The organism is Psychrobacter sp. AOP7-C1-14 (genome assembly GCF_052376135.1).
GTDB lineage: Bacteria > Pseudomonadota > Gammaproteobacteria > Pseudomonadales > Moraxellaceae > Psychrobacter.
Genome location: NZ_JBQSVH010000004.1, coordinates 81,531 through 95,898 on the forward strand (window position 1 = coordinate 81,531; position 14,368 = coordinate 95,898).

General features: G+C 43.2%; 11 protein-coding genes. 6 read left to right on the plus strand and 5 right to left on the minus strand.

The features are described from left to right. The first annotated feature begins 100 nt into the window (after positions 1-100). Complete coding sequence (locus ACT3QN_RS04925; RefSeq protein ID WP_444522449.1) at positions 101-790, plus strand: MotA/TolQ/ExbB proton channel family protein; 690 nt, start codon at positions 101-103, stop codon at positions 788-790. Between the two features lie 115 nt (positions 791-905). Continuing rightward, entirely contained in the window at positions 906-1,307 is a 402-nt protein-coding gene (locus ACT3QN_RS04930; RefSeq protein WP_444522450.1) for an ExbD/TolR family protein, read from the plus strand. Between the two features lie 201 nt (positions 1,308-1,508). Here the strand turns inward: ACT3QN_RS04930 and ACT3QN_RS04935 are convergent, their stop codons facing one another. Beyond that, positions 1,509-2,048, minus strand: coding sequence for a DUF2799 domain-containing protein (locus ACT3QN_RS04935; RefSeq protein WP_444522451.1), 540 nt, complete (start codon positions 2,046-2,048; stop codon positions 1,509-1,511). 357 nt (positions 2,049-2,405) lie between these two features. Here ACT3QN_RS04935 and ACT3QN_RS04940 point away from each other — a divergent pair, with 357 nt between their 5' ends. Both ACT3QN_RS04940 and topA read left to right on the plus strand, forming a co-directional pair. Continuing rightward, entirely contained in the window at positions 2,406-3,002 is a 597-nt protein-coding gene (locus tag ACT3QN_RS04940; RefSeq protein WP_444522452.1) for a hypothetical protein, read from the plus strand. Positions 3,003-3,285: 283 nt separating this feature from the next. Further along, positions 3,286-5,940, plus strand: a complete 2,655-nt coding sequence (gene topA, locus ACT3QN_RS04945; protein WP_444529083.1) for a type I DNA topoisomerase — start codon at positions 3,286-3,288, stop codon at positions 5,938-5,940. Between the two features lie 132 nt (positions 5,941-6,072). On the opposite strand, the gene ACT3QN_RS04950 is transcribed toward topA, so the two are convergent. Further along, positions 6,073-6,630: a superoxide dismutase family protein gene (locus ACT3QN_RS04950; RefSeq protein ID WP_444522454.1), complete on the minus strand. Its 558-nt coding sequence runs from the start codon at positions 6,628-6,630 to the stop codon at positions 6,073-6,075. Positions 6,631-6,990: 360 nt separating this feature from the next. After that, positions 6,991-9,594, minus strand: a complete 2,604-nt coding sequence (lon, locus tag ACT3QN_RS04955) for an endopeptidase La (RefSeq protein ID WP_444522455.1) — start codon at positions 9,592-9,594, stop codon at positions 6,991-6,993. A 412-nt stretch (positions 9,595-10,006) separates the two neighbouring features. On the opposite strand from lon, the gene ACT3QN_RS04960 reads away from it, so the two are divergent. Next, the gene (locus tag ACT3QN_RS04960) at positions 10,007-11,368 is read left to right on the plus strand and encodes a Na+/H+ antiporter family protein (RefSeq protein WP_444529084.1); all 1,362 of its coding nucleotides are present in this window, start codon (positions 10,007-10,009) and stop codon (positions 11,366-11,368) included. A gap of 128 nt (positions 11,369-11,496) precedes the next feature. Here the strand turns inward: ACT3QN_RS04960 and ACT3QN_RS04965 are convergent, their stop codons facing one another. Both ACT3QN_RS04965 and ACT3QN_RS04970 read right to left on the minus strand, forming a co-directional pair. Then, the gene (locus ACT3QN_RS04965; RefSeq protein ID WP_444522457.1) at positions 11,497-11,754 is read right to left on the minus strand and encodes a hypothetical protein; all 258 of its coding nucleotides are present in this window, start codon (positions 11,752-11,754) and stop codon (positions 11,497-11,499) included. Then, complete coding sequence (locus ACT3QN_RS04970; protein WP_444522458.1) at positions 11,754-12,518, minus strand: 5-formyltetrahydrofolate cyclo-ligase; 765 nt, start codon at positions 12,516-12,518, stop codon at positions 11,754-11,756. Before ACT3QN_RS04970 ends, ACT3QN_RS04965 begins: the two co-directional genes overlap by 1 nt. A 158-nt stretch (positions 12,519-12,676) precedes the next feature. On the opposite strand from ACT3QN_RS04970, the gene fumC reads away from it, so the two are divergent. Next, positions 12,677-14,080: a class II fumarate hydratase gene (gene fumC / locus ACT3QN_RS04975; protein WP_444522459.1), complete on the plus strand. Its 1,404-nt coding sequence runs from the start codon at positions 12,677-12,679 to the stop codon at positions 14,078-14,080. Positions 14,081-14,368: the final 288 nt, after the last annotated feature.

A 14,368-nucleotide genomic window follows, 5' to 3' on the forward strand; every position in this document is an offset into this window, starting at 1 on the left:
ATTTTATAACAACGTATTTATTGATAATCTTTCATAATCAAACTAAACATGATATTTACCTCAGCATCATGTAATGGCATTACACATTAAGGAGTCTGACATGGACTTTATGCAATATTGGCAAATCAGCGATATGGTGACAAAAACGTTGTTCTTTTTGTTGCTTGCGTTATCTATTCTCTCTTGGGTGACAGGTATCGTCCGCGTATTGCAAAGCCGTAAACTGGCGACCAATGTAGCAGATGATTTGAGTCAGCAATTACAAGCCAAACAGTCTGACTTGGTCAATTCTGATGCTGCCACTCGTCGCTTGGTGACTGAACAGACTCTACTGAAGCATATTGGTCGCTATCGTTTTGCTAGTGAGCGCGGTTTGCCGATTCTTGGTACGACAGCAGCGATTGCACCATTTATTGGTTTGTTTGGTACTGTATGGGGTATTTTCCATGCCTTGCACAATATTGGTATGAGCGGTCAGGCAGGGTTGGGACAGGTTGCAGGGCCAGTCGGTGAGGCACTAATCATGACAGGTCTGGGTATTGCGGTCGCGATTCCAGCTGTGGTGTTTTACAACCTTGCAGTACGTATCAATCGTCGCATAATGTATCAAGCCAATGATAGAGCGCATGATTTATTGGCGCAATCAACTGGTCTTGTGGACACTACAAAGGTAAACGCGAGCAATCCTGCTAGTGCCTCACCAGTGCACGCTGCATCAAGCAGTCGTTCAACTACGAGAGAGACTCAGCATAGCAATAACTACAGTAATTCTGTGCCAAAGCAGCTATAAATAGTGTTGACGTTACAAGTATTAAGGCTACAAGCGCTAAGTCTATAAAGGCTAAAATGACAAGTCGAAAAACGGCTTGGCTGTGTGAAAATAACCAAAAGCATTGAGAGTAACTATGGCATTTCAATTGGGTGATGATGACGTACGAAGCATGGATGAAATGAACCTTATTCCGCTTATCGATATCATGCTGGTATTGATGATTATATTTTTATTGACAGCGACCGTGTTAAATCCGACGGTACCTTTAGATTTGCCAGAGACTAGTGCAGCGCTTAATGAAACGCCACCAGAAGCGATTCAGGTCAGCATTGATAAAGACGCGGGAATATTCTGGGACAGTGATCCAATCAGCATGGAAGAGTTAGAGACACGCTTGCAGCAAGAAGGCGCGACTGGTAAGAATCCGGCGGTCCAGTTACGTGCGGATAAAGAAGGTAAGTACGATATGGTCGCTCAAGTACTGGCAGCGGCAAGTAATGCTGGACTGACCAAAATCGCATTTGTGAATGAGTAGATAAATACTTAATAGTTTAAGCACTGTGAGTCAATACTAGTAGCTTTGGCTCTATATTAGAAAACTGGCTAGATAAATCAATAGCCCAACCAGTAAGACAACCAGCACCGCTATAATAAAAACAATTAAAATAATAAAATTATCTCCAACCTCATTAACGACTTAAACCTCAAATTAAGTCATTGGTGAGGTTTTCTTTTTTTACCAGCCATAACCAAATGGACGATAGCCGTAACCGAAGCCTACATGTCTATAGCCAAATGGGTAAGGCGAGCGTAAGTAGTCGAGATCGCGCTGACGGATATAATAATATCGCCCTTGAGAGTAAGCTTCTTCTAACGTCTCAATACCTTCTAGCGGGCAAACAGGTTGCCAGTCATAGCCCTCGCGACCGAGCTTATAAGCGTTCAGCTCAGTGCAGTAGTTTTTGAGACCTTGCTGACGCCCTTGCTCCCATTGGATACGGTTAGGCGTAGCACTGCCCGCACTAGCGCAGCTATTGGTATAGTGACCGAAGTAGGCACCTGAACGTCCTTGAGAGCCATCAGCGTAGCCAACTTCTTGCCAGTTGCTGCTTTGACATTGCTGCGGCGTTAGACCCTGAGTAGTGGCACAGCCTGATAATGTCAGTACTATCGCGCCGAGTAGCGATAGGCTCATGCTTGTTTTGCTAATGACTTTATACGTTAGCTTGCGAGCGTAATAAGCGCTTGATGAGTTTGACTCAATAAGATAATTCATAATAAACCTGCGCGCGTTTAAAATTATGGTTTATCATAGCACTTTTTTGAGCAGTCCATTTTTTGTCTCTGGTTTTTATAGCGTATTGTGTTCGGTAAGTCTATATGCTCTAAATAGCTGATTTAATAGTGTAAATTTATAAGTTATCACGTGCTTTAAAAGTGTTTTCTGCACCGCGATTGGATGACAACGCTTGATTTTTAATGGTTAGTGCTCATTATAAGCCTTTATATATAGTTGTTTATTATCGTGCTAACCGTAATCTGTACATACTATTTATAAGTATCGGTCAACTAAGTGATATTTACCTCCATATCTCTTAGTATTTTTTTCATTTAGTCAAAAGGCCAGACCATCATGGGAACATTGATTGGCGTTATCATTGTACTATTCGTATTAGGGAGTATGATGGCGCTTAAACCAAACGGTATCGATCAGCGTTTGGATAAGCTGCGCATGACCGCGCGTCGTTTACAGCTCAATCCAAAGCTCGTTTCGTGCCCTGATTGGATCAAAGGCCGTGATAATGAGTATGGTCGCGGTATGCTTGGACAGTACTGCCTGATATTTGAAGACACTAAATTGCCGCATACCCGTTATCAAGTGATTGATGGACAGTGGCGACCAGACAGCAGTTTTATCGATACCAGTACAGATGATAAGACGCTTACTATTCCAAGTGCGATTCGTTCTAGTCAAATTAGCAATAATCCAACGGTTAAAAAGACGGATTTTAGCTTGGATCAAGTGCCGTTAGATTTGCCAGTAAGTATCGAGCCGTTTGTCAAAGGTCTATTGACTAAGGCAAATAGCATTATTATCTATTGGGAAGATATTGCTTATGTACGCCCAGCATCTAATCCAACGTACCATCAAAAACGGATTGAAGCAGACTTATTAGTGCTCAAAGAAAACCTTGAGAAATGGGCGCTACAGATGCAAAAACAAGCATAAACCTAGTAAAGCGTTTTTTCGTCTCCATTAAAGGGCAATATGTAAGCGGTTTTTCATATTCAAATTATTTAAAGTTGACAGTTTAACGCTTAGCAGTGTAACGTCTTTATAACTATATCTTTATTTTATGGTTATTATTTGTTTAATAACCTTTTTTGTCAGCAGCTATTATTACTATAAATAGCTGAACCATGGCCAAACCATGAGTATCAGCTTCCATAAATTGCCGTGCTGCTGAATTTAATCTTACTTCTAATTTACTTATATTATGGTGTCGTCAAACATGGCAAAAACCACAACTAAAAAAAGTCCAGCACCAGCTGCTGACAGCCCAAAGGGTAAGTCTTTGGTGATTGTAGAATCACCAGCCAAGGCAAAAACGATTAATAAATACCTTGGTGATGACTTTATCGTACGCTCAAGTATCGGTCACGTCCGTGATTTGCCGGTCAGTGCGAGCAAAAGCGCAAAGAAAGCAACGACCACTAAAAAAGATGACAGTCTAACCAAAGAAGAAAAGGCGCAACAAGCACTGGTACGCCGCATGGGTATAAATCCAGAGCATGACTGGGCAGCAGTTTATGAAGTATTGCCAAACAAAACTAAGGTCATCAAAGAGCTCAAGGCACTAGCCAAAGACGCTGATAAAATCTATCTCGCAACGGATATGGATAGAGAAGGGGAAGCGATTGCTTGGCATCTAAAAGAAGTCATCGGTGGACCTGATAGCAAGTATCAACGTGTGGTCTTTAATGAGATTACCAAATCAGCTATTCAAAACGCGTTTAAGCAGCCTTCTAAATTAGACATTGACCGTGTGAACGCGCAGCAAGCTCGTCGGTTCTTGGACCGTGTTGTTGGCTTTATGGTGTCGCCACTGTTATGGCAAAAGATTGCTCGCGGACTGTCGGCAGGCCGTGTACAGTCAGTTGCTATGCGCTTGGTCGTTGAGCGTGAGCATGAGATCCGCGCGTTCATCCCAGAAGAGTACTGGCAGATTCATGCAGATACGCACGTTGCCAACAATAAGAAAGACGCTGAGCAAATCGGCATTCGCTTAGAAGCAAATAAGAAAGGTGGCAAAACACTTAAGCTTGCTAATAAAGAGCAGACCGATAAAGTATTAGAAGTTCTAAAAACCAATGACTTTATCGTTAAAGAACGCGAAGAAAAACCAACGCAATCGCGTCCAAGTGCACCATTTATTACTTCGACCTTACAACAGGCTGCTAGTACGCGCTTAGGCTTCTCTGTTAAGAAAACTATGATTTTGGCGCAGCGTCTATACGAAGCAGGTCATATCACTTATATGCGTACCGATTCGACGTTCTTATCGGGCGATGCACTTGCTGCTGTTCGTGGTCATATCGAAGACAGCTATGGCGCAAAATATGTACCAGAAAAGCCGAAATTCTATGGCAACAAGCAAGGGGCACAAGAAGCGCATGAAGCGATTCGTCCTTCTAACGTCAACATGAAGTCAACGCAGCTCAAAGGCGTTGAGCGTGATGCAATACGACTATATGAGCTAATCTGGCGCCAGTTTGTGGCATGTCAGATGTTACCTGCCAAATATCTGTCAGTGAACCTGTTTGTAAGCGCAGATGATATCGAGCTAAAAGCCCGTGGTCGTACCATGGTGTTTGATGGTTACACAAGAGTTATGCCACCAGCAAAAACTGACGATACCTTACTGCCTGATGTTAAAAAAGGTGATAAGTTAAATCTAGACAAACTAGATCCGAGTCAGCATTTTACTAAGCCCGCACCTCGCTATACTGAAGCCAGTCTAGTGAAAGAGCTTGAGAAAAAAGGCATCGGCCGTCCATCGACTTATGCCTCAATTATCTCGACCATTCAAGATCGTGGTTATGTGAAGCTTGAGAACAAGCGTCTGTTTGCTGAAAAGATGGGTGATATTGTCACCGATAGATTGACGGCTAGCTTCCCAGATTTGATGGATTATACCTTTACCGCTGCACTTGAAGATAAGCTTGATCATGTGGCAGAGGGTGATCAAGATTGGAAAGATGTGCTTGATAATTTCTATGGTGAGTTCAAAACGACTCTAGAGCGTGCTAAAGAAAAAGACGGCATGCGTCCCAATGACCCGACCGATGTACCTGACGTTCATTGTGATATTTGTGATCGTCCAATGCAGCTCCGTACGGGCTCAACAGGCGTGTTCTTAGGTTGTACGGGTTACAATTTACCGCCAAAAGAGCGCTGTAAAGGCACCAAAAATCTAATGCCAGTCGAAGCATTTGCCAATCTAGATGATGCGGAAGGTGATGACGAAGCGGCAGAAGTTAAAGATTTGATGGAGAAAAAACGCTGTCCAAAATGTGGTACAGCGATGAACGGCTATATCGTTGATGGTGGTCTCAAGCTACACATTTGCGGTAATAACCCTGATTGCGATGGTTATGTCCTAGAAGAAGGTAAGTTTGAAGTCCCAGGCTCAGATGCACCAACTATTGACTGCAATAAGTGCGATGGACAGATGGAACTGAAGACTGGACGTTTCGGTCCGTACTTTGCTTGCCAGAATTGTGACAACACACGCAAGGTTCTAAAAACAGGCGAAGCAGCACCGCCACGTATGGATCCAATCCATCTGCCAGAGCTAAAATCGACCAAGCATGATGATTATTTCATTTTGCGTGAAGGTGCCGCTGGAATGTTCTTAGCAGCCTCTAAGTTCCCCAAAGTACGTGAGACGCGAGCACCCAAGCTGGCTGAGCTAAGAGACATCAAAGATAAAATGGAAGACAAGTTCCAATATCTATTTGAAGGACCAGATGAAGATCCTGATGGTAACCCAACCATCTTGCGTTGGTCTCGTAAGAAAAAAGAGCAGTATATTGGCTCTGAGAAAAATGGCAAAGCCACACGTTGGGGTGTCTACTGGCGTAAAGGTGAGTGGGTAGAAGAGTAAACCTCTTTTACCTTTGTCATAAATAGTGTTAACCCATAAGAAAACCTCTTAGACTATCTAAGAGGTTTTTTTGTATCACTAATCATATTCAGCATTCAATAATGCTTAGCTTTAAATATTATTAGCGGGCTATTACATTGTTTCGATAATACCGCAAGCGACACGGTCACCAGCATTACCTGATGGCTGGCTAGTATAATCATCCGTACCACCATGTACGATAAACGCTAGACGGTTTACGCTATATTTACCTGCTTCAGTTGCTGCGATTTTCTTATTCACGTAATTGACCGTAGCAACGCCATTTTCATTAGCAGTTAGATTTGGCAAATCACCTGCATGACCATTCATATCGTCTGGATTAGAGTGTGGCTTGTCGTCTGGAGTAAAGTGCCCACCTGCTGCTTTACCCATATCAGCACAGCTTCCTGTTTCATGGATATGTAGTGCCACCGTTTGCCCTGGCTGTAGATTCATCAGCTTACCGTAAACTTGGACACCCTCATCAACTGGACGTAAGAAAACTTGACCAACTTCTTTTTTTTCGCCATCTACTGTGTTGATGGTTGATTTCAGTGTTGGCTGTGCTAAAGGATTGCCCGTTTGCATTTGGCTTTCTACCGTTTGACAACCAGTCATTGCTAAAGCTGAACCACATAATAGAGTACTTGCAAGTAATGTCTTATTCATTATTATCTCCAATTATTTTAGTCTTTATTTCTGATTTTCGTTATATATACGAATATTTATCGTTGTTTTTCTACAAAAGTCAGTGTCAATATTCGTTAACATCGGAGTCAGTATAGCCAAGCTAACGCTATAGTTATTCATCAAATGCGCAACAATCAGTTAATAAATGTAAGTAACGTATGGGTTTGCAAAACGAGATAGCATAAGTACTTCTTGACATTAAATGGCTTTAGATTTGTGAGAAATCTACTTGGAAAAGTATAAATTGCTAGCAGTAAATAATAGATAGACATAAAAAAGCCGCCCATCATTGTGATAAGCGGCTTCTTAATCTATAGGATAAGTCTAATAGAAGTTCAATTAATTGTGCAGTGCTTTACCCGAGGTTTTATCAACCGTCACTTTGGCAGGTTTGATTGGTGTCGGCATATTGACCAAAGCTACCTTTAAAATCTCTTCAATCGTAGCAACTGGCTGAATGGTTAAGCCTTCTTTTACGTTATCAGGGATATCAGCTAGATCACGCTCATTGGTCGCTGGGATCAAGACGTGCTTGATACCGCCGCGATGCGCCGCAAGCAGCTTTTCTTTGAGACCACCGATACGTAGGATTTTACCGCGCAATGTAATTTCACCTGTCATCGCAATATCTGGACGGATAGCGATACCAGTTAGGGCAGAGACCAATGCTGTCGTCAGGGCGCCACCAGCAGATGGGCCGTCTTTTGGCGTGGCACCTTCTGGCATATGTACGTGGACGTCGGTCGTTTTAAATGTCTCGTAGTCGATACCTAAACTATCACCGCGAGCACGAACCACACTCATGGCCGCGCGAATCGACTCTTTCATCACATCGCCTAGTGAACCAGTAAAGCTAAGCTCGCCTTTACCTTTCATGCCGACCGCTTCGATAGTCAATAGCTCACCACCGACTTGTGTCCACGCAAGACCAGTAATACGGCCAATCTCAGGCTCTTCTTCAGCCAGACCGTAGTCATACTGATGCACACCTAGGTAGTCATCGATGTTTTTGTCATCGACTGTCACTAGCTGACGTTCTACTTTTTTCGGAGCACGAGCACCATGAGTTTCAACTGAACCGCGAACCACTTTACGACAGATCTTGTTCACTTCACGCTCAAGGTTACGCACACCTGCTTCACGAGTATAGCTACGGACGATGCTGTGCAATGCCGCTTCAACAATCTCAATCTCGCCTTCTTTGAGACCATTTTGCTTGATGGCTTTTGGCACTAGGTATTTCTGTGCGATATTGACCTTTTCTTCTTCGGTATAACCTGGCAAGCGAATGACTTCCATACGGTCAAGTAGCGCAGGTGGAATATCCATGCTGTTGGCAGTACAGATGAACATCACTTGTGATAAGTCTAAATCCATATCTAAATAATGGTCGTTGAACGTATCGTTCTGTGATGGATCCAACACTTCAAGTAACGCTGATGCTGGATCACCGCGGAAGTCTTGTGCCATCTTATCGATTTCGTCTAATAAGAACAGCGGGTTTTTGACTTCTACTTTGGCAAGTGACTGAACGATTTTACCTGGCATCGCACCGATATAAGTACGGCGATGACCACGAATCTCTGCTTCATCACGTACGCCGCCAAGCGCCATACGTACAAACTTACGACCAGTGGCACGGGCAATCGACTCACCCAATGAGGTTTTACCGACACCTGGAGGGCCGACGAGACATAGAATCGGACCACGAAGTTTTTTCACGCGTGATTGTACGGCTAAGTACTCTAAGATGCGGTCTTTCACATCTTGTAGACCATAATGATCTTCGTCTAATACAGTTTTGGCTTTGTCTAAGTTGATAGAGACTTTGGTCGTCGCATTCCACGGCGTGTCCAAAATCCATTCAATATAGTTGCGTACCACTGACGATTCACTTGACGCAGGCGGCATCATTTTGAGCTTTTTGAATTCTTGTTCCGCTTTTTTGCGCACGTCTTCTGGCAAATCAGCATCTTCTAAACGTTGCTCTAGTTCAGCCACATCATCTTCACCATCGAACGCGCCGTCATTCATATCTGACAGCTCATTTTTGATGGCTTTCATTTTTTCATTTAAGAAATATTCGCGCTGATTGTCTTCCATTTGCTGACGAACAGCATCTTGAATATCTTGCTCGATGTTTTGCTCAGCACTTTGCTTTACCAGATACTCAGTCAAAGTATTGATATGTGTTTTGATATCATCTTCTTCTAGGAAAGACTGTTTGATATCGAGGTCCATCGACACACGAGTTGAGATGAAATAAACCAACTCAAGCAAGTCATCGATACGTTTGGCCACACGGGTCAGTTCACGTGCATTGCGAAGTCGTGCATCCGCATAGCTTTCAAATAATGTAGTTAACGCTTGAATGGTGTTTTTCTGTTGGCTTTCATCCATACTGACATCAAGATCAGCACGCTCAAATCTCGCCATTAGTAAGTCGTCATGACCTTCTATGTTATCGACACGAGCGCGGTATTGACCTTCGATCAGTACTTTAATGCAGTTCTCATCGCTATCATGTGGCATGGTACTGACGATGCGGCACACTGTACCGTACTGATACAAGTTGTCTTGATCAATATCTTCGGTCAATGAGTCTTTTTGTGCGACTACCAGTACTTTATTGCCGTACTCAGCCTGTGCCAGCTCTACTGCTTTTACCGATGGCGCGCGTCCCACAAACAATGCAATCTGCATGTGTGGATAGACGACGACGTCGCGTAATGCCAGCAGCGGTAGATAGCTTTCATCTTCATTGTCTTTGACAGTGTCAGACGAGGCATTTAACTCATCTGTAGATGAGCTTTCTGTCTCATTGTTCGTGTCAGCGTTGATGTTCACGTCAGTGTCGGCATTTGCGTCAGACGTTGTGTCAGTGTTAAGGGCAGATGATACATCGATGTCGATGTTGTCTTTATCAATATTATGTTCACTCATATATTTTTCCTCGTTCCCCAGACTTGTAAAGTCAAGTTCGTGGTTCATTGTTAGATAAATGGTGCTCACGAAAAAAATTGCAAGGCTTTTTGAATAAGTCACGTGCTTATCTTTGTTAAATGCCTATATCTATATAAGTATTACGTCCGATACTGCTACCTGTTTTATGCAAAAGGTCATAAGTGATAAGTCATAAGTGAAAGTTAGGTTCCATCAAGCATTTGTATATAAATCTCTCTTATATTTAGCGAATTCTACACATAGGTTTTATAGGCAAAATAAGGTAAAATATCGCGCGTCTTAAACGGTGAGTTCTTGAGACAAAGCGTTTTTAAGACGATGGCGATATCTATAAATCATGAGATATTAATAAGATTACAGTAGACCAAAGTAAATAGAATACGAGGCACACATGACAATCAATGCAGTATTACTGGCGGTAGTGATCATGCTAGGGCTGTCACTGGCGCGAGTACACGTGGTGCTTAGCTTATTAATAGGGGCAATCGCAGGTGGCTTAATCGCAGGTCTTGGTATCACTGAGACGCTAGAAGCCTTTCAGTCAGGCATTCGTAACGGAGCAGAAATTGCACTGTCGTATGCATTACTAGGTGCGTTTGCGGTCGCGATTGCGCACTCGGGCTTGCCGCAATCACTGGCAGGATCGGTCATCAAGCGTATCGATGCTGGCGGTACTGGTGGCATGATTAAGTACATGCTATTTGCAGGTTTGATTGTGATGAGCTGCTTTAGCCAAAACTTAATTCCTATTCATATCGCCTTTATTCCGTTGCTAGTGCCACCGTTGCTACTAGCATTTAATCGTATGAAAATTGATAGACGTCTGATTGCTTGTCTGATTACTTTTGGGTTGGTCACTACCTATATGTTTATTCCTTATGGCTTTGGTGATATCTACCTTAATCAAATCATGCTAAAAAACGTGGGTGAAGCAGGTATTGATGTGAGCAATATCTCCGTCACTAAGGCAATGGCAATTCCAGCATTGGGTATGTTTGTCGGCTTGTTGACGGCTGTGTTTATTAGCTATCGTAAGCCACGTGAGTATCAACAAGTTGCCGTTGATAAAGAGGCGCATGATGCAGCTTTAGAGGGTGATGCTTTAAGTAAAACAGCAGCTGATGCAAAGTCTCAAAGTACGCTTAAGACACTGGTTGCATTAGCTGCAATCGTTACTGCGTTCGTTGTTCAACTATATACTGATTCGTTACTACTTGGCTCAATGTTTGGCTTTGGTGTATTTATGGCCACTGGTGTCGTTAAATGGCGTGAGGCTGATTCAGTCTTTAATGATGGTATTAAGCTAATGGCGATGATTGGCTTTATTATAATTACGGCACAAGGGTTTGCTGAAGTCATGAAAGCGACTGATCAGATTCAGCCATTGGTCGATGGGGCGGCATCATTGTTTGCTGGCAATAAAGCGATCGCTGCGTTTATCATGCTACTGGTTGGCCTAATTGTGACCATGGGTATTGGCTCGTCATTCTCGACGATTCCGATCTTGGCAGCGATTTATGTACCGCTGTGTATCTCATTAGGATTTTCGCCATTGGCAACGGTTGCGATTATCGGTACGGCTGGCGCGCTCGGCGATGCGGGTTCGCCTGCGTCAGATTCGACATTAGGGCCGACCTCTGGTCTAAACATCGACGGTCAACATGACCATATTAAAGACAGTGTGGTGCCGACATTTTTGCATTACAACATTCCGCTACTGGCCTTTGGTTGGATTGCGTCAATGGTGCTTTAATAAATAGTTTGAATAACTGAGTTTGATATAAAAGGTGGACATAGCAACTATCACAAGTAGTAGCTAGTATAAACAGGTACTATGCCCACCTTTTTCCATTTGTCTTTATTACTCAATCAATATGTTTTCTAATACTCATCATCAAAGTTCTCTATTTCACCATTCAAGCTACTCAAAAATTCATCACTTTGCGCCAGTAGCGTATTTAGATGCTCTTCGTTAATGAGCCTTGTCATCTCATCAGAACTAAAAGGCTGCTCTTGACTGTAGTAACGTTGCTCCCTAGCGTCTTCATTGCCTAATGTCTGCAAATACTCATCCACACTATCTGCACTGGAATCAGCAGCGCTAGAGTCTTCTTTTTTAAATTGTTTATCATCTTTCATTAAAACCACCTCATGCCGCTTGGCGTAATTAAGCCATCTAATGGTACATCCCACGGTTGACGTGCTAATTGCTCAACCGTCTGAAAGTCATAGCACCAGCCAATTTTTAACGGTTTTTTTGCCCCTGAGCGATAGCTGTTACCAAGCGTCGTATCATAGAACCCGCCACCCATACCCATACGGTTGCCGTTTACGTCTACCGCCACTAGTGGACAAATAATCACGTCTAGTTCTGACGCCCATAGCAGGGCACGGCTGTGGTTTTGTTTCATGCCTAATTGATGAATGCGCGTCGGTACATTGAGCAGTTTTGAGTGATAAATAGGCACAAATCGCAGGCGTTTATCATTATTACCATTGCTAGTACGACCGAGTGAGCCGACCACTGGTAAATAAGGTATATAGCCTAAGCGTCCGCACCAATCTAGCAGTGGCTGGGTAGGTAACTCACCAAAGCCATCGTAATACAATCCAATACATGCGTTTTTTGGTAGCCTTTGCTGTAACTTAGACAGATGCAAGCTTGCAGAAAGAGCGTATTGTCTACGTTCACCGTCATTTAACTGGCGACGCTGGCGAGTAAATTGCCGTCTAGGTGGATTATTAATTACAGGTTCGGATAATTCAGTATTTTTTAAATCAAAATTATTTGAATCAAGACTATTTTGCTCAGGTAGTATTGATTTAGGGTACGTGGTTTCAAAGTGCATAGGTATCTTATCCAATGAAGTGTCAGATGGATGCTGACAGGCGTTTTTAGACATTCGTTTTTAGGTATCGCTCAAGACGATTTGTGAATATTCAACACGCCTTAGTCATGCTATCATAACGCCACTTTACATCGTATTTCCGTTTGTGTGCAGCAGCTGTTGCACTTTTTATCGTTCAGTTATCTAACAACAAACCAGCAAAGAGGGTAGTTATGTCGACACAGAATCAGGCAACTCGTACCGAAAAAGACACTATGGGAAATGTGGAAGTCCCAGCTGATGCTTATTGGGGTGCGCAAACACAGCGTAGCCGTCAAAACTTCAAAATCGGTGGCGAGACTTTGCCGCGTCCAATGATTGAAGCGATGGCAATGGTCAAAAAAGCCGCTGCGATTACCAATGCAAGCCTAGAGCGTATCGAAGGCGACAAGCGTGATCTAATCGTACAAGCCGCTGACGAAATCATCAATGGTGGTTTGGTTGATCAGTTCCCATTGGTCGTATGGCAGACAGGTTCTGGCACACAGTCAAACATGAACATGAATGAAGTATTGGCTAACCGTGCTAACGAGATCGCTGGTTCTGAGCGTGGCAGCTACACGCCAATTCACCCAAATGACCATGTAAACCATGCACAGTCTACCAACGACAGCTTCCCAACAGCGATTCGCGTGGCGGCTGCTCGTCAGATCAATAGCTTGCTGATTCCAGCGGTAACAGCACTACGCGATACATTAGCGGCTAAAGCAAAAGAATTCGATAGCATCGTAAAAATCGGTCGTACGCATTTGCAAGACGCGACGCCTTTGACCTTAGGCCAAGAGTTCAGTGGCTATGTGAGCCAACTTGACCATGCATTGACTCGTATCGACAACGCGCTACAGGGCCTATATGAATTGCCATTAGGCGGTACAGCAGTTGGTACTGGTCTAAATGCGCACCCTGACTATGCAGTAACAGCGGCTGAGCAACTAGCGACTTTGACTGGCTTGCCATTCGTTACCTCACCGAACAAATTTGAAGCGCTAGCCGCTCGTGATGCCGAAGTATTCGCCTCAGGCGCATTAAAAACGCTAGCAGGCAGCTTAAACAAAATCGCTAATGACGTACGTTGGTTGGCATCTGGTCCTCGTTGTGGTCTGGGTGAATTGACGATTCCTGAAAATGAGCCAGGCTCTTCTATCATGCCAGGCAAAGTAAACCCAACTCAGTCAGAAGCAATGACCATGGTTGTCGCTCAGGTTATGGGTAACGACACGACTATCAGCATGGCTGGCGCATCAGGCAACTTTGAGCTAAACGTGTATAAGCCAGTGATCGCATTTAACTTATTGCAGTCTATTAAATTACTTGGCGATGCTTGCAACAGCTTTAACGATAACTGTGCGGTTGGTATCGAGCCAGTAAAAGACAAAATTGATGACTTCTTGCACAATTCATTAATGCTAGTAACGTCATTAAATCGTCATGTTGGTTATGAAAACGCAGCGAAAATCGCTAAGACGGCTTATAAAGAAAACAAAACCTTGAAGCAAGTGGCGGTTGAGCTAGAGTTATTAACTGAAGCGCAGTTTGATGAGTGGGTTATTCCTGCTGATATGGTGAACCCTAAATAAGCAGTAGACTAAATGTTGACCTACTACGGTGTTAGATTTGCTTGATGTACGATCCGTACCATTTGTATGCGTCTTTCCGGTAGTGTCATGCTTGTTCCACTGAGAATTTAGAAATAAAAAGACCTTGTCACTTCTTATAAGAGTTATAAGAGAATGTGGCAAGGTTTTTTTTGGTCTATACTTTTCAAGCTAGCGCTATATTTTATATAGGGGATGTAATCTCAAAGATTGCTTATGGACCAGTATAACTATTATCATATACCTGCAGGATTTTAGAAAAAAAGACAA

Bases quoted from the DNA above. Each gene is read 5' to 3' on its own strand.
- ACT3QN_RS04925 (WP_444522449.1), top strand. From the start codon at position 101: ATGGACTTTATGCAATATTGGCAAATCAGCGATATGGTGACAAAAACG.
- ACT3QN_RS04930 (WP_444522450.1), top strand. From the start codon at position 906: ATGGCATTTCAATTGGGTGATGATGACGTACGAAGCATGGATGAAATG.
- ACT3QN_RS04935 (WP_444522451.1), bottom strand. From the start codon at position 2,048: ATGAATTATCTTATTGAGTCAAACTCATCAAGCGCTTATTACGCTCGC.
- ACT3QN_RS04940 (WP_444522452.1), top strand. From the start codon at position 2,406: ATGGGAACATTGATTGGCGTTATCATTGTACTATTCGTATTAGGGAGT.
- topA (WP_444529083.1), top strand. From the start codon at position 3,286: ATGGCAAAAACCACAACTAAAAAAAGTCCAGCACCAGCTGCTGACAGC.
- ACT3QN_RS04950 (WP_444522454.1), bottom strand. From the start codon at position 6,630: ATGAATAAGACATTACTTGCAAGTACTCTATTATGTGGTTCAGCTTTA.
- lon (WP_444522455.1), bottom strand. From the start codon at position 9,594: ATGAGTGAACATAATATTGATAAAGACAACATCGACATCGATGTATCA.
- ACT3QN_RS04960 (WP_444529084.1), top strand. From the start codon at position 10,007: ATGACAATCAATGCAGTATTACTGGCGGTAGTGATCATGCTAGGGCTG.
- ACT3QN_RS04965 (WP_444522457.1), bottom strand. From the start codon at position 11,754: ATGAAAGATGATAAACAATTTAAAAAAGAAGACTCTAGCGCTGCTGAT.
- ACT3QN_RS04970 (WP_444522458.1), bottom strand. From the start codon at position 12,518: ATGTCTAAAAACGCCTGTCAGCATCCATCTGACACTTCATTGGATAAG.
- fumC (WP_444522459.1), top strand. From the start codon at position 12,677: ATGTCGACACAGAATCAGGCAACTCGTACCGAAAAAGACACTATGGGA.